This is a genomic window from Bradyrhizobium liaoningense (assembly GCF_018130785.1).
Classification (GTDB): Bacteria; Pseudomonadota; Alphaproteobacteria; order Rhizobiales; family Xanthobacteraceae; genus Bradyrhizobium; species Bradyrhizobium liaoningense_A.
The window spans coordinates 24,183-44,408 of record NZ_JAFCJT010000012.1; the positions used below are offsets into that span (position 1 = coordinate 24,183).

Genomic DNA, 20,226 nt, shown 5'->3' on the forward strand with positions numbered 1-20,226 from the left:
GATAAAATGGTCTTCATCGCCGGACATCGAGGCGGACGCGACCTTTGGCCTGAAAATAGCCTCATGGGCTTCCGCAATCTGTGCGGCCTCGGCGTCGACGCGGTCGAGTTCGACGTGCACCAGAGCTCGGACGGCGGGGTCGTCGTGATCCACGATCCCTTGCTCGACCGCACCGCGCACGATACCGGTCCGGTCGGTGATCGAAGCCTGAAACGCCTGACGTCGACGCGGCTGCGCGATGCCGGCGACGAATGTATTCCGACGCTGTCGTCGGTTCTCGACGTGTTTGCTGCGACCTCGCTCGAACTGCATGTCGAGATCAAGACCGACGCGCTGGGCAACGCCTATCAGGGACTTGAGGCAAAGATCATCGAGGAGACCCAGCGGCGCGGGTTGGAGCGGCGGACCGTCATCACCTGTTTCGTCCCCGAAGTGGTCGAGACGGTGCGACGGCTGTCGCCGGACGCACGGGTGCTGATCTCGCTTGATCGCCGTTCGGCGGAAATGATGGGCGGCATCAGACCGGCGCTGGAGCGGCTCGCCAAGGTCCGCGACTGCATCGTCGCGATCGAGAAGGCGCTACTGACGCCAGCGCTACCGCTGGCGCTCGGCATCCTCGGCACCGCGCGCCTTGGTGCCTGGGTCACCAACACTCCGGAGGACATCGGCTATTGGCTGGCCCAGCCGGTACGGCAGATCACGACCGACCGGCCGGATCTCGCAGTCGACATCCGGCGCAGGCATGTGGTGTCGCCGGCCGCGTCATGAGCGGCATTCCGCGGCGGCATTTTGTGATGGGATCGCTGGCGAGCGCCACGCTCGCCGCGCCCTTCGGCATCGTGCGCGGCGCTCCCGTCACCTTCAGCGCCGACCCCTATGCGCTCGGGATCGCATCCGGCTGCCCGCGCGCGGACAGCGTTATCCTGTGGACGCGGCTCGCGCCACAGCCGCTCGAAGACGGCGGCATGCCTGATACTCCGGTCGAGGTCGAATGGCAGGTCGCGGAGGACGAGAAGTTTGCGCGCGTCGTTGCACGCGGCGCCGAGCGCGCGATCTCCGAGCTTGCGCATTCCGTGCACGCCGAGGTGAGGGGACTGCAGCCCGATCGCGTCTATTGGTATCGCTTCCGCGCTGGCAAGGCGGTGAGCCCGGTCGGGCGCACGCGCACCGCGCCAGCCGGGCGCAAGGCGCGCGTCCGTTTCGCCTTCGCCTCCTGCCAGCAATATGAGCAGGGCTATTTCAGCGCCTATCGCGACATGGCCACGCGCGACCTCGATCTTGTCGTGCACCTCGGCGACTACATCTACGAGCGGTCCTGGGGATCGCGGCACGTGCGCGAGCACGGCGTCGGAATTCCGACGACGCTGGCCGAATATCGCAACCGCTATGCGCTCTACAAAAGTGATACCGATCTGCAGGCGGCCCACGCGGCCTTACCGTTTCTGTCGATCTGGGACGACCACGAGGTCACCGACGATTACGCCAATGACACTTCCTACACGGTTCGCGAGTCCCTGCAGTTCCTGAAGATCCGAGCCGCTGCCTACCAAGCTTACTACGAGCACATGCCGCTTCCGGCCTCGGCGAGGCCACGCGGGCCGGATGCGACGATCTATGAGCATTATCGGTTCGGCGATGTCATGGATGTATTGCTGCTCGACGACCGACAATATCGTTCGGCGTCGGCCTGCGTGGACGGCGGGCGGCCAACGTGGATCGTTCCCTGTGCCGAACGTATCGCGGAAGCGCGCACCATGCTGGGGCAGGCGCAGGAAAAATGGTTCAACGAGCGCCTTGGCGATTGTCGTGCGCGATGGACCATCGTCGCGCAGCAGACGCTGATGGCGCAGGACCGGCGCGAGGCCGATGACGGTGACCGCTACTGGATGGACGGCTGGGACGGCTATCCCACCGCACGCCGCCGCTTGCTCGATGCGCTGGCCACGCACCGGACGCGCAACCCGATCGTGATCGGCGGCGACCGCCACGCCTTCTTTGCCTCCAGCCTGAAACGAGATTTTGCGCGCTCCGACGAGCCGACCATCGCAACTGAATTCGTCGGCACCTCGATCACATCTGATGGTCCGGGCGAAGCCTCGACGCGCAAGGCGCTCGCGGATAATCCGCATCTTGCCTTTGCGCGCGGCGACAAGCGCGGCTATGCCACTGTAGAGCTCGACGAGAAGGCCTGCACGGTCGGCTTCGAAGCTGTCGAAGACGTCAAGGACATCAGGAGCGGCGTGCGACGGCTTGCAACCTTCGTGGTCGAGGACGGGACGCGAGGACCAAGGGCGACCTGAATGCCAGTCGATACCGAATTGATGGCGCTGATGCGCAGTGCCGAGCCGATTGTGACCCGGGCAGCTACCACGCTGGTCGAGATGCAGCGTGGCCCACGCGCGACGACGCGCAAGGAGCTGCGCGACATCGTCACCGACGCCGATCTCGCGGCGGAAAAGATCGTGATCGACGGGCTCAGGCTGTTGACCCCAGGCGCCGCAATCCTGTCGGAGGAGGCAGGCTTTAGCGGCGCCTCGACAGCTTCGCGCTGGATCATCGATCCGCTCGACGGTACCGTGAACTACGCTGCCGGCCTCCCGTGGTTTTCGGTCAGTGCGGCCTATCATGACGGCGGCGAGGCGCTGATCGGGCTGGTCGAATCTCCGCTGTCTGGTATCAGCGGTCGTTACGTGCGCGGCGCGCTTGCGACCATCAATGGCGAACCGGCAAGGGTATCCGACACGCGGTCGCTCTCCGATGCGGTCGTATCGGTCATCCTGACCTCGCACTTTCAACCCGACGAGGTGCGGAGGGCCGCCGCCATCATCGACCGACTCGGCTCGGTAGTTCGAGGCGTCCGCATTGTCGTTTCCGGTGCACTTGAAATGGCATGGATTGCGGCTGGTCAGCTCGACGCCTTCGTCTCGGTCAAGTCCGACCTCGTCTCGCATGCGGCCGCCATGCCACTGTTACGCGCGGCAAACGGGCGCGTAACGACAATCGCGGGTGCCGACTCGCAGTTTGACGATTTGCAGAAGATTGCCACAAATGGTCACGTCCATGACGAGCTTCTGACCTTGCTCCAGGAGATTGCCCTTTGAGTGACCAGACCATTTTGCGGATTGCTTGGCTCTACTATATGGAGAATCTGACCCAGGCCGAAATCGGCGAGCGGCTCGGGCTGACGCGTGCGCGCGTCAATCGCATGCTGTCGGAGGCCAGGCACAGTGGTATCGTCAGCATTCGGCTGAATTCGGAGTTCGCGAGCTGCACCGAGCTGGAGCATCAGCTTCGCGAGCGCTGCGGGCTGGATGACGCGGTGGTCGTCCCGAGTCCCGAGAATCCTGAACAGATCGCAAGCCTGATCGGCATGGCGGCCGGGGCCTATCTGTCGAAGTTTCTGGAAGAGAAGCGCCCGCGCACGATCGGGATCGGTTGGGGTGCGACCCTGCGTGAAACGATTCGTCACGTGACACCTGCGGAGTACCAGGACCTCTGGGTTGTTTCGATGATGGGGGGTCTCTCGCGCGGGCTCGAGCTCAACACGTTCGAGATCGCGGGCGAGTTGGCGCGGCGGCTGCACGCCAAATGCAGCTATTTGGCCGCTCCGATCTACGCAAGTAGCAAGCGCTCGCGCGACACGTTCATGGCCCAGGAAGTCTATGCGGAGGTTCTGGAACGCGTCGGCCGGCTCGACCTTGCGTTGCTCAGCCTGGGCGATCTCTCGCCGCGTTCTCTCTTGGTGCGGCACGGCCTGCCGCCCGACGTCGGCATCGAGGATTTGCGCGCGGCCGGGGCGGTGGGCGACGTACTGGGGCAGTATCTCGATCAATCCGGCCGGCAGATCAACCACGGCATCAATTCGCGCGCCATTGCGCTGCCGATCGAAAAGCTCGCCAAGACGCCAACGGTGATGCTGATAGCAGGTGGAACCAACAAGGCGCCGGTGATTGCGGCCGCGCTGCAGGGTCGGATCGGCAAGGTGCTGATCACGGACGAGAAAGCTGCGGCCGGCGCGCTCAGGCTGATCGGCAAGCAGCAATGAGCCTGTTTCTGGGACTCGACATCGGGACATCAGCCGTCAAGGCGATCATCGTCGATGCCGAGGATCGTGAGCAGGCGAGCGCGGTGGCGCCGCTATCGATCGATCATCCGCGGCCGCTGTGGTCCGAGCAGCATCCGGATGCCTGGTGGACGGCGTCAGTCGCCGTGCTCGATCGGCTCGCCGCCGAGCATCCGAAACTGATGTCTGGTGTGGCGGCGCTCGGTCTTTCCGGCCAGATGCTCGGTGTTGCCCTGATCGATGCCGCCGGTCGACCCATTCGGCCGGCTCCCCTCTGGAACGACGGGCGAGCGGCCGCCGAATGCGCAGAGCTCGACGCAAACGTGACGGATTTCGCAGGTCTTGCTGGCGCGCGGCCGATGCCCGGCTTTTCCGCCCCAAAAATCCTCTGGCTGTCGCGTCACGAACCGGACGCCTTGAAGCGCGCTCGAAACATTCTGCTCACCAAAGACTACGTGCGCCTGTGCCTGACGGGCGAAGCCATCTCCGATCGCGCCGACTCATCGGCGACGCTGTTGATGGATACGCAGGCCGGGGCATGGTCGTCGCAGCTTGCGGGAGCGTGTGGCATCAGCACCGATTTGCTGCCGGAACTCGTCGAGAGCGGAGCGTCTGGTGGTATGCTGCGGTCCGAATTGGCACGGCGCTTTGGCCTGCGCGCCAATCTTCCCATCGCGGGCGGTGCAGGTGACAACATGGCCGGCGCGATCGGTGCCGGCGTTGTTCGCGCCGGCGATGCATACATCAGCCTCGGGACGTCAGGCGTCTACTTTGTCGCGAACGACCGCTTCGTGCCGGCGCGCGATCAAGGAATGCACACCCACAGACATGCGGTGCCTGGCCTGTTCGGCCAGCACGGCTGCGTCCTGAGTGCAGCGAGCGCGCTGAACTGGGTTGCTGGCGTCCTGGGCATCGCCTCGATCGAGCGCTTTCTTGCCGAGATCGAAGCGGCGGATCTGTCGCCGGCCGATATTCCGGTGTTTTCGCCCTATCTCGGCGGCGAGCGGACGCCGCACGACGATCCACTTGCCACCGCAACGCTGTCGAATCTGCGCGGTTCGGCGGGGGCACTTCACATCGGCCGCGCCGTCCTCGAGGGCGTCGCTTTCGCGATAGCCGACTGCCACGATGCGCTCACCGCGGCCGGCGCATCGATCGGAACGATCGCGCTTGTCGGCGGCGGCGCGCGGAGCCGGTTCTGGGGGCGACTCATCGCGACGGCGATTGACCGCCCCCTGCTGCTGCCGCCATTGGCCCTGTTGGGGCCGGCGCTCGGTGCCGCGCGGCTGGCACGCCAGGCAAGCGGCGGTGGTTTGAGCGCTGAGGGCGACCGCCGTGGAATGACCATGCTCGAGCCAAACGTCGGCTGGCGCTCGGGTTTGGAGGAACGACGCGCCATCTATCGGCAACACTACGCAAGATCACCTGGTAAGAACATTTGTAAATCGCAAAGTACATATGTATAGTGCTGGAATCGCCGAGGGCGGCGACGCCGGAAACATGCAGGAACCAGGGCTTTGAACATGCGCGCAGCGGTTCTCCACGATGTTCGCGATATTCGCGTCACTGAAATTCCAACGCCAACGCCGGCCGCGGATGAAGTCATCGTGCGGGTCCGGGCCGTGGGCGTGTGCGGCAGCGATCTGCATTCGTATCTGGAAGGCGGCACGACTGGTCCGACTCGGATCAATCCGTTCGTGCTCGGCCACGAGTTTTCCGGCACGCTGACCCCCGAGAGCGCACGGCGGGCTGGATTGCCGGCAGATGCGCTGATGGCGGTGGATCCCGCCATTTCCTGCGGTCGTTGCGAATGGTGCCATCGCGGGCACACCAATTTGTGCCCGCATGTCCGGTTTCTTGGCTACGCCCCGAATAACGGCGCCATGGCCGAGTTCATCTGTGTGCCAACGTCTGCCGTGCATATTGTGCCCGACAGTATCGACCCCGCCGGCGCCGCAATCCTGGAAACACTCGGCGTTGCGATCCATGCCATGGACCTCGCGCGTCCGCGATTGCTTGAAACTGTCGCCGTGCTGGGCTGCGGTCCGGTTGGATTGCTGCTAATTCAGTTGGCGCGGCTGGCCGGCGCCAGCAAAATCGTCGCAATCGATCCAGTCAGAGCGCGGACAGGATTGGCCTGCGACCTCGGTGCTGATGTTGGGTGCGGCAGCCACGAAGAGGCTGCCGGTTTCACTGACGGCCGCGGGGCCGACCTCGTCATCGAAGCGACCGATTCTTCGCATGGTTTCGAACATGCCGCGCGGTGCGCTCGCATTGGCGGCCGCCTGGTCATCGTTGGAATCCCGGAGAACAACCAATATGTGCTGAGCGGCGCGGAGTCTCGGCGTAAAGGCCTGTCGATCAAATTCTCGCGCCGCATGCCGGAGGTCTATCCACGGGCAATCGCTCTGGCAGAGAGTGGTCGCGTCAAGCTCGCGCCGCTGGCAACGCACCGATTTTCGCTGGATGAGACGCCCGCGGCGTTCGAACAGCAGGTCGCGCGCCGCGACGGGATCGTCAAAGCGATAATCTATCCGTAGATCACGAGCGGGCTCGCGAGCTTGGTGAATGGCTAAAGCGCTCATTTTCGATTTTGACGGCGTCGTCGCTGATAGCGAGGTCTTGGCCAACACCGTGCTTGCCGAAGTCGTGACTGAACTTGGCGTGCCCACGACCCTCGAAGATTCCTATCGCTCCTATCTCGGTAAGAGATTCAGCGAGATCATCGCCGAGATCGAGAAAACCGTCGGGAGGACACTGCCGACATCGTTCGGGGATCAGTATCAGGCCAGAACATTGGCGCGTTTCAGGCAGTCGCTCCTGCCAATTGCCGGAGTACGCGAGTTCATAGCGAAAGTTGATCACGTACCTCGGTGCATCGCGTCGTCCTCCTCGCCAGATCGGCTGGCCCTCTGTCTCGATGTTCTGAATATGACGTCCCTCTTCAATGGGCGCGTGTTCAGTGCTTCGAGCGTCGAACGAGGCAAGCCGTATCCCGACATCTTCCTGTACGCGGCAGCCAACATCGGCGTTCCCCCTCGCGAATGTATCGTCATTGAAGACAGTCCTGGCGGGGTTCGAGCCGCAAGAGCGGCGGGATGTACGGTCGTTGGATTGCTCGCAGCAGGACATCTTCCTAAAGACCACGGTATCAGTCTCAGGGAAGCCGGAGCTCATTACCTTGCGTTAGACTATCTCGGAGTAGAACGGATCGCAGGTGAGTTGCTCGACTGACTGGCGGCTAAGGCCTGTGCATCCAGTTACCTGACGCAGCGTGGAGGCTGGTAACGGTACCTTGCGGTTCGCTCAATGAAGTGAAGCGGACTTGTTCAAGTTGAGTTCTTCGCATTTTGCCCAAGTCGATGGCGGCGAGACCACCGTCGTTGTTCCAGAATGCCGAATTTAGGAATTATCTGTGGTTGGTGCTTCGAAAAGGTTCGTGCCCTCAATGCGGCAGAGGCACCATGGCGAAATTTCCCTCAATCTCTGACGAATTTCGCAGCGTTGACGTCGCCGCCGCGTGAGCGTCCCAGGGCTGCCATCGCACTGTCACGCGATTCGAACAGCGCTTTGCGAACGATCGTCTCGGCTTTCGCTCCGCTGCCTGCGGCGATCGCCTTGGCGGCGGCGGCCCAGTCGGCTGCCGCGACCCGGCGCCGTTCTGCGGTCAGGAAATCGAGCGTATGCTCGCGCCAGATCAATCCCCATAGTGAGCCGCGGTTTTGGTCGCGAAGTGTTTTGATCAGCAGGGGATTGCCGCAATTGCGGCGTGTCGGTGCCGACCTTTACCGTGGTGATCCGCAAAGCTTACGGACTGGGTGCGCTCGGCATGGCTGGAGGTAGCTTCCATGCCTCGGTCTTTGCCATCTCCTGGCCCACCGGTGAATTCGGCGGCATGGGTCTCGAAGGGCAGGTGAAGCTGGGCCGACGCAAGGAACTGGCCGCAATCGAAGACCCGGACGAGCGCCTCAGGACGTACGAGACGTACGTTGCGCAGATGTATGAACGGGGCAAGGCGCTCAACACCGCCTCTCTCTTTGAGCTCGATAATGTGATCGATCCCGCCGAGACCAGGAATTGGGTAATTGCCGGGCTCAATTCCGTGCCGCCGCCCCCGCCGCGAACCGGCAAGAAGCGTCCCTTCGTGGACGGATGGTAGGCGCGATGGCGGTACTCACCGGTCATTGCCGTGAGGGTCTCTCCTCGTCATTCGGCTCCCAGCGCTTTGCAGCGCACCGATGATCGACATTCGTGCCCGAGAGCCGCTGCTGCGGCAGGCGCCTACGGCTACTACAACAACAGCTACAACAGCGGCTGCTGCTACGACATCTGCGGCAGCTACGTCTGTCCGGGTCAGTATCCGAGCCGGCACAATGATGGGCGGTCAATATTTAGGGCGGTGTGAGTTCGCCCATTCGCGGGCGTGGGGAATGGGCGCCCGCGGCGGTAGGATCGCTCGGAGCTTCTGGGTGGTGGGTAGGCCTTCCATTCGCTCCCGCCACCGGCAGAACGCTGGATACTTCGGATACATGTTCCTGCCTTCGTCGGTCAGGCTGAATGCAAACGTGCTCGGCAAGAGATAGAAATCCGCGATCGTCAGCTCCGGACCGAGCAGATGGTTCCGTCCGTCGGCAAGTTCGCGCTCCAGGACTGCGAGCGCGTTTTCGATCTTCGGCATTGCGTGCGCCACCACCTTCTCGTCGGACGCAATCCCGAGTTCGGGAAAGACAAGCCGTTCGTGGGTCACATGGTAAATCATATAGGGGTAGACGTAGTTATTGACGACGTTGATCCATTGGACCATGCGTGCCCGTGCGCGCGGGTCTTGCGGCGTCAGCCGCGCTCCCTCGAACGCCTCGTCGATGTAGCTGACGATGGCGCTCGTTTCGTAAACGATGAAGTCGCCGTGCCGGAATATCGGGACGCGGTTGAAGGGATGTAGCGCGAGATGCTCAGCCTTGCCCATCACGGGCTCAAGGTCCTGGAAGGTGTACGTCACCTCCTTGTGGGTCAGGATGAGCCGAACGATGTTGACGAACGTGCTGCGCGGAAAGCCGTAAACGACGGTCTCGGACATCTGGCGGTACTCCGGTTCAATCACGAAGTCGGATCGGTCAGGGTTACTTCCAAAACGGCGTGTCGGCCTGCATCAAAGCCTCCTCCCGGGTGAGCCCGAGGTCCGCGAGCAGATGTGGGTCGTTGGCGATGGCGCGAAGATCGGCCCGCTGGTGTGCCCGTTCGCTGCGCGCAAGCCATTTGTCGAGCAGCGTCAGCCATGAATTTTGTTGATGATCCATGGCCGCTGCGCGGCGCCGGGCGTGTGTTGAAGAGGCGCTGACTGCGAAAACCGTTGACATTGAAGGCCTCCAAATCTGATCATTTCGACTTGCCGAGGGTCTCCTTAAGCCCGGTAGGGCACGGTCCGCAAAGCATCGTTTCTCGGGCCTGCCCCAATTATTCTCATGAACTTTCGGAAAGCCCCGCGATGCGCCCACAATTGCCGCCGCTGAACGCCTTGAAGGCTTTTGAAGCCGCGGCCCGGCACGAAAGCTTTACACGCGCGGCGGAGGAGCTTTGCGTCACGCAAGGGGCCGTCAGCCATCAGGTGAAGGCTCTAGAAACGGAGCTCGCGGTCAAGCTTTTCAATCGTGAACGTCAGCGTCTGATCATCACCGAAGCGGGGCGGGACTATCTCGCGGTCGTCCGCGATGCGCTTGACCGTATTGCCGCTGGAACGGAGCGACTGTTGCAGCGGCAAAGCGCGGGCGTTCTGACGGTCAGTACCTCGCCGGACTTCGCCGCCAAGTGGCTCGTGCATCGGCTCGGCCATTTTGCCGAGGCGCATTCCGGCATTGACCTGCGCGTCTCCGCGACGTTGCATCATGTCGATTTCGCCCGTGAGGACGTCGATCTCGCCGTGCGTCACGGCGATGGCAATTGGCCGGGCTTAGATGCAGTAAGGCTGTCGACGGAGCGGCTCTTTGCCGTATGCAGTCCAAAGCTCTTGTCGGATCGCCGTCGCAACGGTGGCGTCGCCGATATCCTCAAATTTCCCTTGATCCATCTCGACAGCCGATCCGACTGGGGGAACTGGTTGCGCGGTGTCGGCATCGAAGACGCCGATGTCGCACATGGGCCTGTGCTCAATCGTGCGAGCATGGTTATCGATGCCGCGATCAATGGGCAGGGCATCGCCCTTGCTCGCACGACACTGGCAGCATGGGATCTGATCAACGGTCGGCTCGTACTCGCATTTCCGGAGTCAACGCCACTCTCCAAGACCTATTGGATCGTATGTCCGAAGGCCTCCGCAGCGCAGCCAAAGATCGCGACCTTTCGTGACTGGCTGCTCGCGGAGGCCTCAAACGATCTGCGTCAGCTCAAATCGCTTGTCGGGACCTCGAAGATAAAGCCACGGTAATTGTCGAACCCGAGCGCTTCTAGCAGTCAGTCGCCTTTCTCTGCGACGGTGCAGGCTCCGCCGCACCAGCAGTTGCCTTCTTTGATTGTTCAGTAGGCGCGGGACGGGTCTGCTCGACGGAGCCTGCTGTCCTATCCGGTTGCTGCGCGGAAGGTGCAGGCTTGGTCGCCGTTGATTGCTCGGCAGCGGTAGGCTGGCTCTGCATCTGGCGTTGCGCGTCTTCCGACGACGTCGCGGTATGCTCAGAGGCCTTGCTCATCGAAGATGTCGGAGGCTGCTCCTTACCAGTTGCTGTGGAACCCGTGGTTTGTCCGGTATAGCCCGGGACGCTTCCTGACCCTGCATCGCGGCTCGCCGTGTTGCAGGGACCGGCATAGACGGAGGTGGCGCTCAAGGCGAGCACCGCTCCCAAGATCATAAGTCTGTTCGTAATCATAGCCCTTCTCCTTTGTTGGGCCTCGACGCTAGAACAAAAGTATGGGGCCTTCTGTTCCGATGTTGTGAGAGCTGTTTCAACTATTCGCGGTCTGAGTTCATCGATCTTTAAGATCGCAACCAGCGCGCAGGAGCGGGTACGACAGTACGCGCGAGTCGATGGCATGTTGCGGCCGGACGGATTGACGTTGATGGAGCTTGAGTTGATCGATCCGTTTCTTCATCTCGAGTTCTGCGAAGGCAGCGCAGAGTTGCTTGCGGCGTCGATCACCTCCAGGGTGGAAAATGACCCGTCGCGTCCCGAAGCAAAATCTGTCCGGACCATGCCCAATTGAACCGTATGCGGTGCGTCGAAGAATCCAATGCTGTTGCTCGATCGGCTGATCAATATCAGGGAGGATTGCAGCGGCGTCGGTGGGTTTGGGGCAGTGCCCGTCGTCGAGTTGCCGCGGAGCAAGTGCATGAAATGAGTGAGCGGACCGCTCCGGCGTGACCGGTCAGGACGGCGCGCATCTCGCCGAATAGCTATCCGGCATATCAGGTCAGCGCAAAAGGCGTGTGCGCCGCAGTAGGAACCTTCACCGCAAGCACGAGTTGGCCGGTCGGGCTGGGCAAAAAGCCACACGAGGCCAACCGTGCAACAAGACGTGCGCGTGCGCTCCACCGCGCAGATCGCGGGTCATCCGATTCATCCGATGCTGGTGCCGATACCGATCGCGTGCTTCATCGGGGCCATGCTGACCGACATCGCCTATGTCGTCAGCGCCGAGATCATGTGGGCGAATTTCTCCGCCTGGCTTCTGCTGGTCGGCGTCATCTTCGGCGTGCTGGCGGCGATCGCGGGCCTGACTGATTTCCTCGGCAATCGCCTGGTGCGGGCGCAGGCGCCGGCCTGGCCCCATCTGATCGGCAACGCGGTGGCGCTGATGCTGGCGACCGTCAATGTGCTGATCCACACGCGTGATGCCTGGACCTCGGTGTGGCCGACCGGGCTCATTCTTTCGGTCATCACCGTCCTGATCCTGCCCGTCACCGGCTGGCTCGGCTGGGCGATGGTGTACCGTCACGGCGTGGGAGTTGCGCGATGACGTCCTTGTTTGTCCGTACATTGCTGTGCTCTTCGCTTCTGTGCCTTGCCGGTTGCGATGACGGCAGCGGTGATCCCAAAGCGCAGATCGGCGCCAATCCAAAGCTGCCCGACATTCAGCAATATCTGCTGCCGCCGATGCACATCGCACGCATCGTCGGCTGGAAGAAGGATGAGACGCCGACCGTCGCGCAGGGCTTGCAGGCCAAGGCCTTTGCGACGGGCTTGCAGCACCCGCGCTTCCTCTACGTACTTCCCAACGGTGACATTCTGGTCGTGGAATCCAAGGCGCCGAAGGGCGCCGCGATCAAGCGGCCCAAGGAAATCGTGATGGGCTATGTCGAATCCTGGGCGACCTCGGGCGGCGAGACCGGCGAGAGCAACCGCATCACGTTGTTGCGCGACACCAATGGCGACGGCGTGCCAGATACGCAAAGCGTCTTCCTCGACCATCTCAACTCGCCGTTTGGCGTCGCGCTGGTCGGCAACGACCTCTACGTCGCCAACACCGATGCGATCGTGAAATATCCTTACACGGAGGGCGATACGAAAATCACCGCGCCGGGCACAGTGCTGACGCCACTGCCGGGCGGGCCGATCGACCATCACTGGACCAAGAGCCTGGTCGCAAGTCCGGACGGCTCGAAACTTTACGCCGGCGTCGGCTCCAACAGCAACATCACCGAGAACGGCATGGAGGCCGAGCACAATCGCGCTGCGATCCTCGAAGTCGAACGCGCCAGCGGCCGCTGGCGCATCTTCGCGAGCGGCCTGCGCAATCCGAACGGCCTGAGCTTCGAGCCGCAGACCGGAGCGCTCTGGGCCGTGGTGAACGAACGTGACGAGCTCGGTCCCGATCTCGTCCCCGACTACATGACGTCGGTGAAGGATGGCGGCTTCTATGGTTGGCCCTACAGCTATTACGGCCAGCACGTCGATCCCCGCGTCAAGCCGCAGCGGCCCGACCTCGTCGCCAAGGCCCTCGTACCCGACTACGCGCTGAGCTCGCATGTCGCACCGCTCGGGATGGCTTTCTCCACCGGCACGAGCCTGCCGGCCGCCTATCGCGGCGGTGCCTTCGTCGGCGAGCACGGCAGCTGGAACCGGCAGGTCCTGAACGGCTACAAGGTGGTGTACGTGCCGTTCGCGGACGGCAAGCCGAGTGGCCCTGCGCAAGACGTCGTCACCGGCTTCCTCAACAGCGACAATCAGGCACGCGGCCGTCCCGTCGGCGTCGCCATCGACAAGAGCGGCGCACTGCTGGTCGCCGACGACAGCGGCAACACGGTATGGCGCGTGACCGCCGCACACCCGCAGGTCACGCAGCGATAGACTCGAGAACGGGAGGAATTGGACAATGGGCCTTGCTCAATACGCCATCGTGCCGGTGCAGGACGAGTGGGGCGTGCTGCACGACGGCAACATCAACGGCAAATATGCCACCAAGGAATCGGCATTCGAATCGGCGGTGGCGGCAGCATCGCTGGCGCTCCGCCAGGGACACGAAGTCCATGTCAGCGTGCCCGGCCGCGAAGCGGGCGAGAACGCACTGGGAAGCTAGCTTCGTCATACGATCAGCCGCCCGCGGCGCGCGGTGAGCGACGATACGCGCCATTTCGGCGCGTACCTTCAATGCGCCTGATTGAATTCCCGTGACGGCATTCGAGCCCGTCCGCGCGCATGACCACCGCCGGGAAATTGGCGCTCCCGCGCAAATAACATCATGTTAGGTTTATCGCATAACTGGGTAATTGTGTTAGCCCGACGAAAGCCTATTGTTGCGACCAATCAGACACCTATCGGCAGTGACAAGCGCTCGCGGAAGTCCGCAGAGCGCCTGGAAAGTGCTGCCCAATTTTGAGCGAAGCCCGCCAACGGGACATCAGCAAACCCAGTGGAGGAATTTTCTGAGATGACCACGACTCGCGCAATCCATCACATGAGTCAGTCCAGGAAGGCTGCTGCCAGCGGCTGGATCGGGTCGGCTCTCGAATATTATGACTTCTTCATCTACGCGACCGCCGCGTCGCTGATCTTCCCGCAAATCTTCTTCCCGTCGGACAATCCCACCGTCGCCATCGTCGCATCGCTGGCGACCTATGGCGTCGGCTACGTGGCCCGGCCGATCGGCGCCTTTGTCCTCGGCCATTGGGGCGACACCCATGGCCGCAAGACCGTCCTCATCGTCTGCATGTTCCTGATGGGGATCTCGACCATGGCCGTGGGCTTTCTGCCGACCTATCAGCAGGTCGGCATCCTGGCGCCGATCCTGCTCGTCATCCTGCGCCTCGTGCAGGGATTTGCCGTAGCCGGTGAAATCTCCGGCGCGAGCTCGATGATCCTGGAGCACGCGCCGTTCGGCCGGCGCGGCTTCTATGCGAGCTTCGCCCTTCAGGGCGTGCAGGCCGGACAAATTCTTGCGGCAGCAGTCTTCCTGCCGCTGGCGGCCTATATGCCGACCGACGCCTTCAACAGCTGGGGCTGGCGGATTCCGTTCCTGCTCAGCTTCTTCGTCATCGTTGCGGGCTACATCATTCGCCGCGAGGTTGACGAAACCCCTGCCTTTGCCCGCGAGGGCGAGCGGGGAGAAACGCCGCGGGCGCCCATCGTCCAGGCCATCAAGCTGAGTTGGCGCGATATGCTCCGGGTCATTTGCATGGCTCTGATGAACGTCATCCCGGTCGTTGCGACCATCTTCGGTGCGGCCTATGCGGTCCAACCGGCCTATGGCATCGGTTTCGCCAAGGACGTCTATCTCTGGATCCCTGTGCTCGGAAACATGCTGGCCGTGTTCGTCATTCCCTTCGTCGGCAATCTCTCCGACAAGGTCGGCCGCAAGCCTCCGATCATCGTGGGCGCGCTGCTCTCCGGCTTGCTCGCCTTTGGCTATCTCTATGCCATCAGCATCAGGAATGTGCCGCTCGCGATCCTGCTGTCGCTCTTGATGTGGGGTGTCGTTTACCAGGGCTACAACGCGATCTTCCCGAGCTTTTACCCGGAGCTGTTTCCGACCCGCACCCGGGTGTCGGCGATGGCGATCTCGCAGAACATAGGCACGACCATCACTGCATTGCTTCCCGCGCTGTTCGCGACTGTGGCGCCTCCCGGCTCGGCCAACATCCCCTTGACGGTGGGCGCGATCGCTTTCGGCATCACGGTCATCGCGGCGCTGGCGGCCGTCACGGCCCGGGAAACCTATCGGATCCGCATCGACGATCTCGGTAATCCCAAGGCCGTTCCGATGCCGCGCGCCGACTATGAGCGGCAGCGGGCGGAGGCGGGAAGCGGTGCGGCCGCAATTCCGACCTGAAGGGCACGAGGCGATGCCGCTGCGAACGATGATGTTTGCAGCGGCACGGCTCCATGCGCTACGTGTTGTCTACGCGAATTCCGTGCGCGCGAGCGCGATCATCATGAGGTCAAGGGATGAACCCCGTTGTTGTTGCTGTCGCCATCACCGGCTCCGTTCCGCGCAAGAAGGACAATCCCGCGGTGCCGATCCTGCCGGCCGAGCAGATCGAGTCCACGCAGAAGGCCTTCGAGGCCGGCGCGGCGCTCGCCCATATCCATGTTCGCAACGACGACGAGACGCCGTCGTCCGACCCTGAGCGTTTCGCGCAGGTGCAGGAGGGGATCAGAAAGCATTGTCCGGGGATGATCGTTCAGTTCTCGACCGGCGGGCGGGGCCGCGATCCCTCGGCGCGGGGATCATCGCTTTATCTGAAGCCGGACATGGCCTCGCTGTCGACAGGGTCGGTGAACTTTCCGACGATCGTCTATGAGAACGGCGCCGCCCTGGTCGAGACTCTCGCGACCGGCATGAAGACAAATGGCATCCGCCCGGAAATCGAGATCTTCGATCTGTCGCATCTACACGGTGCGCGGCGTCTGATCGAGGCGGGGCTGATGGACTCGCGTCCGCACGTGCAATTCGTCATGGGCGTCAAGAACGCGATGCCGGCCGACGAGCATGTCCTCGACATCCTCCTGGGAGAGCTGAAGCGGCTGATCCCGAAAGCGACGTGGACGGCGGCCGGGATCGGACGCCATCAGGCCGAGGTCATGGGCTGGGCGCTTGCGCGCGGCGCTGACGCGGTTCGCACCGGGCTCGAGGACAATATCAGGATCGACAAGACCCGCCTGGCCGCCAGCAACGCTGAGCTCGTGACCATTGCCGGCGAGGCTGTCGCGCGCCACGGCCGGCGCGTCGCGACCGCGGCCGAGGCGCGATCCTTGCTCGGGCTCGCGGGGTAGGAGCTACTGCCGCCTGCTGACATGCTCCCGGTCACCTTCTGCCATTCGGCGGCCGGCGTTCCGTTGCGCTGAGTCTCCGGGTAAGACGGGTGCTACAGGCGTGATCGGCGCCTGCCGGGCAGGCGACGTTTGGAATGCGATTCCTGAAATCCGACAGCAGACTCCTTGGAGTCCTGCTGGTGCTGGCAATCACCCAACTTATTGGATGGGGCACGATCGGTCTTCCGCCGATTGTCGGCCGCGATCTTGCGGCCGATCTCGGCATGAGCCTGCCGATGGTGTTTGCCGGCACCTCGGTGCTCTACGTTTCGATGGGACTATGCGCTCCCTGGCTGGCAAGATCCTTTGCGCGGCATGGCGCACGAAACGTGATGATGGCTGGCACGGTGGTCGCCATCCCCGGCTACATTCTGCTGTCCTTCGCCCGCGAGCCAATCCTCTATTTCGCCGCCTGGGTCGTGCTCGGCATGGCCGGCAGCGCCACGCTCTCCACTGGCGCCTATATCATGCTGAACGAGGTCGCGGGTCGCCGGGCCAAGAACGCCATCGGCGGCCTCATGCTGGTGACGGGGCTCTCCAGCAGCTTGTTTTGGCCGACCACGTCGTTCCTGAGCGGTCTGCTCGGCTGGCGCGGGACGTGTCTCGTCTATGCAGCGATGATGCTAGTCATCAATCTTCCGCTCTATGCGTTCTTCGCACCCCGCCCGAAAACGGCTGGGGATGATGGTGGCGAGCCGGTCAAGGCTGCGCGGCCGCCAGCGATTCCCAAGAGCACCTTCGGCCTTGTCGTCGCCGCGATCACGATGAATGCCTTCGTCAATTTTGGTATCGGCGCCATTATGATCGAATTGTTGCGGGCGGAGGGGCTGGCGCCCGCGCAGGCGCTCGCGTTCGGTTCGATGCTGGGCGTGATCCAGGTCAGCGCCCGTGGGCTGGATTTCCTCGGCGGCGGGCGATGGGACGGGATCACGACCGGGCTCGTCGCGGGCACGGCGTTGCCGGTGGCCATGCTGCTGCTGATGACGAGCGAAGGCGCGACCTGGGCGGTCGCGGTCTTCATCCTGCTCTATGGCGCCGGCAGCGGTGCGATGGCGGTGGCGCGGGCGACGATCCCGCTGGTGTTCTACGACCAGGCCGAATTCGCCAAGGCGATGTCGATGATCGCGCTGCCGCTCAATCTGGCGTCCGCGATCTCGCCGCCGCTCCTTGTCGGACTGCTCACCCAGTTCGGCAGCCGTGGTGCGCTCGGCCTCACCTTTGTCTTCTCCTGCGCCACAGTGCTGATCCTGGTCCTGCTTGGCCGCCGCCGGCCGCAGGTTGCTGCGGCAGCCACAACCTGAGCCGACCGGACAATATTCGCAGCGCGGAAATTCGCCGCCGTGGGCTACCTCCGCTGCGGGGCGGGGGATGGAAGTATGCCCAGCGTGCAGTGCTCAGGGCACCAAAATAGTGTATCCGCAGAGTGCGCGGCCCGCGATCTCGCCGCCGCGCCAATATCCAGTTCCCCCGGAGGAAATCGACATGTCGGCTCTGCCGCTCTCAGGCATCAAGATCCTTGACCTCACCCGCGTGCTTGCCGGGCCCCTGTCGGCCCAGATGCTGGGCGATCTCGGCGCGGAGGTGATCAAGATCGAGCGGCCTGGCACCGGCGACGACGCGCGCGCCTTTGGGCCGCCCTACCTGACCGACCCCGAGGGCAAGGCGAATAACAACAACTCGTTTTACCTTTGCGCCAACCGCAACAAGAAGTCGGTCACCGTGAACATCGCCAAGCCCGAGGGGCAGGCGATCATCCGGGAGCTCGCCAAGGACGCCGACGTCTTCATGGAGAACTACAAGGTCGGCGATCTCAAGCGCTACGGCCTCGACTACGAGACCATCAAGGCGATCAACCCCGGCATCATCTATTGCTCGGTCACCGGCTTCGGCCAGACCGGCCCCTACGCGCCGCGCGCCGGCTATGATGCCATCCTCCAGGCGATGGGCGGCCTGATGAGCGTCACCGGCCACATCGACGGCGAGCCGGGCGAGGGCCCGATGAAGGTCGGCCCTTCGATCGTCGACTACATGACCGGCATGAACACCTCGATCGGCATTCTCTCGGCGCTCTACCATCGCGATGTCAATGACGGGCAGGGACAGCACATCGACGTCTGCCTGTTCGATACCGTCATCGCATCGCTGTCGCACTGGCTCCAGATCTACCTCGTCAACGGCAAGACGCCGCCGCGCCGCGGCACCTGGGGCAATGGCGGCATGCCGGCCGGCGTGTTCCGCTGCACCGACGGGGAACTGATGCTGGTGGTCGGCAATGACGGCCAGTTCCAGCGCACCTGCGCGGTGCTCGGCGAGCCCGAGCTCGCCAACGACAAGCGCTTCATCAAGAACAACGACCGCGTCGTGCATGGCAAGGAGATCATGGCGATCTTCGCCGGGCTGTTCCTGAAGAAGCCGGTGGCCTACTGGCTCGAAAAGCTGGAGGAGGCCGGCGTGCCGTCGGGCCCGATCAACAATTTCGAGCAGGTGTTTTCCGATCCGCACGTCCAGTCGCGCGGCATGCGGGTGAAGGTCGACCATCCCTTCGAGCCCGACCTCTCGCTGATCCGCAACGCGCTCACCCTCTCGGAGACCCCAATCAAGAATTACCGCGCCCCGCCGCTGCTGGGTGAGCACACACAGGAAGTGCTCGGCGCCAAGCTCGGCTATGATGCGGGCAAGATCGAGGAGCTGAAGAAGCACGGGATCATCTAGCGCTACCGAGGCGGCGCGCGTTCTTACCCTCCCCCCCAGGGGAGGGTAAGGTAGATTTGCGCAAGGCCATTGCCACGACGACATCGGGACAGCATCGCATGATCGGCAAAACCATCATCACCTGCGCCATCTCTATATGTCCAAGGGCGTGCTGGCGAAGACCAATGCCGAGCTGGTCGCGCATGCCGCGGGCATTTTGAAGAGTCTGGGCGCGAGCGTCGCGACTGCGGAGGATGCAAGGGCGATGCTGGGGCTGGGCTGATCGCCATCGGATAAATCGTGACGTCAGCGTGACGCGCGCGCGGCTTACGCGAGGCTTGCGCGCAATCCCCAGATAAACACGGTCCGTACTCGCACAGGCTTCCGCTTCGCGCGCGACTCTGATGCGATCCTCCCGATGCAAGTCCGGGAGGGAACGAATGTCCTACACGATCGGGTTTCAGGCCAAGAACCAGAAGGCAATTCTGGCGACCGAGGCAGCAACGGCCAATCAGGCCGTCGCCATCATTGCCGCGCTACGACAAAGCGCCGACGAAATAAAGTTCATCCGCTCGCCGCAGGAAGGTGAGATGGGCATCGAGATGCTGCTGCTGCTCGCCAAGGAAGAGGCCGAGGAGATGCCGCAGCGGATGTAGAGCCTGATCCGGAAAAGTGCGCAGCGGTTTTCCGACAAGATCATGCTCAAACTAACAAGCAAAAGCGCGATCTCATTGCGCTTTGGTCCCGCTGTCACGATCACACTTCGATCACAAGCGAAGCATGTCGGCTGCAGAATGATGTAGCAAGGCGCCAGTCTCGCTTGAACCGAAGGTGGCCGCCGATGAAACGCGAAGCGCTCCGCGTCGAACCGATTTCGACGTTCCTCGACCGCTGGAAGGCGCCGACCTCGCCGGTGACGCGCGCCGGCAACATGATCTTCGTTGCCGGCCTGCCGCCATTCGACCCCGAGACGGGCGAGATCGCGGAAGTACCGATCGAGCGCCAGAGCGAGCTCATCATGGAGCAGATGAAGCTCTGCCTGGAGACGGCCGGCGCCTCCCTCGACAACGTCATGAAGTGCAACGTCTACTGCACCTCGACAAAGCACTTCGCTGCGTTTAACGCGGTCTATGCGCGCTATTTCCCGATTGATCCGCCGGCGCGCATCTTCGTCTGCACCCCGGAATGGTTCGGCCCCTTCGACGTCGAGATCGACTGCATCGCGATGATGTGAGG

General features: G+C 63.0%; 22 protein-coding genes and 1 pseudogene. 20 read left to right on the forward strand and 3 right to left on the reverse strand.

Annotated elements, in window-relative coordinates; genetic code table 11:
* The first annotated feature begins 6 nt into the window (after window positions 1–6).
* The 7 genes from JQ627_RS22885 to JQ627_RS22915 are packed head-to-tail and all read left to right on the forward strand — an operon-like array spanning window position 7 to window position 7,297.
* A complete protein-coding gene (locus JQ627_RS22885; RefSeq protein WP_212486394.1) occupies window positions 7–768 on the forward strand; it encodes a glycerophosphodiester phosphodiesterase family protein in 762 nt (253 codons plus the stop codon).
* Window positions 765–2,300 carry an alkaline phosphatase gene (locus JQ627_RS22890; RefSeq protein WP_212486395.1) on the forward strand — a complete coding sequence of 512 codons (1,536 nt, stop codon included), beginning with the start codon at window positions 765–767 and terminating at the stop codon, window positions 2,298–2,300. The genes JQ627_RS22885 and JQ627_RS22890 overlap by 4 nt, the downstream gene beginning before the upstream one ends.
* A gap of 21 nt (window positions 2,301–2,321) precedes the next feature.
* On the forward strand, window positions 2,322–3,101 hold the full coding sequence (locus tag JQ627_RS22895; RefSeq protein ID WP_212486396.1) for an inositol monophosphatase: 780 nt from the start codon (window positions 2,322–2,324) through the stop codon (window positions 3,099–3,101).
* A 38-nt stretch (window positions 3,102–3,139) separates the two neighbouring features.
* Window positions 3,140–4,045 (forward strand): sugar-binding transcriptional regulator, encoded by a 906-nt coding sequence (locus JQ627_RS22900; RefSeq protein WP_212486546.1) that lies wholly within the window; start codon window positions 3,140–3,142, stop codon window positions 4,043–4,045.
* On the forward strand, window positions 4,042–5,529 hold the full coding sequence (gene xylB / locus JQ627_RS22905; protein ID WP_212486397.1) for a xylulokinase: 1,488 nt from the start codon (window positions 4,042–4,044) through the stop codon (window positions 5,527–5,529). The genes JQ627_RS22900 and xylB overlap by 4 nt, the downstream gene beginning before the upstream one ends.
* A 57-nt stretch (window positions 5,530–5,586) precedes the next feature.
* Window positions 5,587–6,603 carry a zinc-binding dehydrogenase gene (locus JQ627_RS22910; RefSeq protein WP_212486398.1) on the forward strand — a complete coding sequence of 339 codons (1,017 nt, stop codon included), beginning with the start codon at window positions 5,587–5,589 and terminating at the stop codon, window positions 6,601–6,603.
* A 28-nt stretch (window positions 6,604–6,631) separates the two neighbouring features.
* Entirely contained in the window at window positions 6,632–7,297 is a 666-nt protein-coding gene (locus JQ627_RS22915; RefSeq protein WP_212486399.1) for an HAD family phosphatase, read from the forward strand.
* Between the two features lie 245 nt (window positions 7,298–7,542).
* Here JQ627_RS22915 and JQ627_RS22920 read toward each other — a convergent pair whose 3' ends face one another.
* A complete protein-coding gene (locus JQ627_RS22920) occupies window positions 7,543–7,764 on the reverse strand; it encodes a hypothetical protein (RefSeq protein WP_212486400.1) in 222 nt (73 codons plus the stop codon).
* A 68-nt stretch (window positions 7,765–7,832) separates the two neighbouring features.
* Here JQ627_RS22920 and JQ627_RS22925 point away from each other — a divergent pair.
* Window positions 7,833–8,222 (forward strand): annotated as a pseudogene (locus JQ627_RS22925) (carboxyl transferase domain-containing protein); the annotation flags it as partial.
* A 225-nt stretch (window positions 8,223–8,447) separates the two neighbouring features.
* On the opposite strand, the gene JQ627_RS22930 reads toward JQ627_RS22925, so the two are convergent.
* Both JQ627_RS22930 and JQ627_RS22935 read right to left on the reverse strand, forming a co-directional pair.
* A complete protein-coding gene (locus JQ627_RS22930) occupies window positions 8,448–9,140 on the reverse strand; it encodes a glutathione S-transferase family protein (RefSeq protein ID WP_212486402.1) in 693 nt (230 codons plus the stop codon).
* Between the two features lie 43 nt (window positions 9,141–9,183).
* A complete protein-coding gene (locus tag JQ627_RS22935; protein ID WP_212486403.1) occupies window positions 9,184–9,420 on the reverse strand; it encodes a hypothetical protein in 237 nt (78 codons plus the stop codon).
* Between the two features lie 128 nt (window positions 9,421–9,548).
* On the opposite strand from JQ627_RS22935, the gene JQ627_RS22940 reads away from it, so the two are divergent.
* The 12 genes from JQ627_RS22940 to JQ627_RS22995 all read left to right on the forward strand — a co-directional run bounded on the left by JQ627_RS22940 (window position 9,549) and on the right by JQ627_RS22995 (window position 20,224).
* Window positions 9,549–10,484, forward strand: coding sequence for a transcriptional regulator GcvA (locus JQ627_RS22940; protein WP_212486404.1), 936 nt, complete (start codon window positions 9,549–9,551; stop codon window positions 10,482–10,484).
* A 599-nt stretch (window positions 10,485–11,083) separates the two neighbouring features.
* Window positions 11,084–11,254, forward strand: coding sequence for a hypothetical protein (locus tag JQ627_RS22945; protein ID WP_212486405.1), 171 nt, complete (start codon window positions 11,084–11,086; stop codon window positions 11,252–11,254).
* 300 nt (window positions 11,255–11,554) lie between these two features.
* Window positions 11,555–12,007 (forward strand): DUF2231 domain-containing protein, encoded by a 453-nt coding sequence (locus JQ627_RS22950; RefSeq protein WP_212486406.1) that lies wholly within the window; start codon window positions 11,555–11,557, stop codon window positions 12,005–12,007.
* Window positions 12,004–13,338, forward strand: coding sequence for a sorbosone dehydrogenase family protein (locus JQ627_RS22955; RefSeq protein WP_212486407.1), 1,335 nt, complete (start codon window positions 12,004–12,006; stop codon window positions 13,336–13,338). Before JQ627_RS22950 ends, JQ627_RS22955 begins: the two co-directional genes overlap by 4 nt.
* Before the next feature lie 25 nt (window positions 13,339–13,363).
* Window positions 13,364–13,567, forward strand: a complete 204-nt coding sequence (locus tag JQ627_RS22960) for a hypothetical protein (protein WP_143846318.1) — start codon at window positions 13,364–13,366, stop codon at window positions 13,565–13,567.
* Between the two features lie 351 nt (window positions 13,568–13,918).
* Entirely contained in the window at window positions 13,919–15,316 is a 1,398-nt protein-coding gene (locus tag JQ627_RS22965) for an MFS transporter (RefSeq protein ID WP_212486408.1), read from the forward strand.
* A 116-nt stretch (window positions 15,317–15,432) separates the two neighbouring features.
* A complete protein-coding gene (locus JQ627_RS22970; RefSeq protein ID WP_212486409.1) occupies window positions 15,433–16,260 on the forward strand; it encodes a 3-keto-5-aminohexanoate cleavage protein in 828 nt (275 codons plus the stop codon).
* 134 nt (window positions 16,261–16,394) lie between these two features.
* On the forward strand, window positions 16,395–17,600 hold the full coding sequence (locus tag JQ627_RS22975) for an MFS transporter (RefSeq protein ID WP_212486410.1): 1,206 nt from the start codon (window positions 16,395–16,397) through the stop codon (window positions 17,598–17,600).
* A 181-nt stretch (window positions 17,601–17,781) separates the two neighbouring features.
* Window positions 17,782–19,011 (forward strand): CaiB/BaiF CoA-transferase family protein, encoded by a 1,230-nt coding sequence (locus tag JQ627_RS22980; RefSeq protein WP_212486411.1) that lies wholly within the window; start codon window positions 17,782–17,784, stop codon window positions 19,009–19,011.
* Between the two features lie 136 nt (window positions 19,012–19,147).
* Window positions 19,148–19,273 carry a 3-keto-5-aminohexanoate cleavage protein gene (locus tag JQ627_RS22985; RefSeq protein WP_249143304.1) on the forward strand — a complete coding sequence of 42 codons (126 nt, stop codon included), beginning with the start codon at window positions 19,148–19,150 and terminating at the stop codon, window positions 19,271–19,273.
* Window positions 19,274–19,430: 157 nt separating this feature from the next.
* Complete coding sequence (locus JQ627_RS22990) at window positions 19,431–19,646, forward strand: hypothetical protein (protein ID WP_212486412.1); 216 nt, start codon at window positions 19,431–19,433, stop codon at window positions 19,644–19,646.
* Between the two features lie 185 nt (window positions 19,647–19,831).
* Entirely contained in the window at window positions 19,832–20,224 is a 393-nt protein-coding gene (locus JQ627_RS22995; RefSeq protein WP_212486413.1) for a RidA family protein, read from the forward strand.
* Window positions 20,225–20,226 lie beyond the last annotated feature (2 nt).